General features: G+C 59.6%; 1 protein-coding gene. It reads left to right on the top strand.

Annotation, left to right across the window (positions count from 1 at the left end; all coding sequences use genetic code 11):
• Positions 1–423 (top strand): phage portal protein (locus tag FQZ95_RS20180; RefSeq protein ID WP_160530579.1); only part of this gene is annotated, 423 nt, incomplete at both ends.

The raw sequence follows: 423 nt of genomic DNA, 5'->3' as shown, positions 1-423 counted from the left end.
GCCACCATTGAGAGTGAGCTGGATACGCAGTCAGCGATGGATTTTATTCTGGGCGCGAACAGTCAGGAGCAGCGGGAAAGGCTGACCGGCTGGATTGGTGAAATTGCCGCGTATTACGCCGCAGCACCGGTCCGGCTGGGAGGCGCAAAAGTGCCGCACCTGATGCCGGGGGACTCACTGAACCTGCAGACGGCTCAGGACACGGATAACGGCTACTCCGTGTTTGAGCAGTCACTGTTGCGGTATATCGCTGCCGGGCTGGGTGTCTCGTATGAGCAGCTTTCCCGGAATTACGCCCAGATGAGCTACTCCACGGCACGGGCCAGTGCGAACGAGTCGTGGGCGTACTTTATGGGGCGGCGAAAATTCGTCGCATCCCGTCAGGCGAGCCAGATGTTTCTGTGCTGGCTGGAAGAGGCCATC

The organism is Escherichia sp. HH41S (genome assembly GCF_009820115.1).
In the GTDB taxonomy this organism is placed as follows: domain Bacteria; phylum Pseudomonadota; class Gammaproteobacteria; order Enterobacterales; family Enterobacteriaceae; genus Escherichia; species Escherichia coli_F.
The sequence above is the reverse complement of the archived record's forward strand: the minus strand, read 5'-3'. Positions and strand labels throughout refer to the sequence as shown.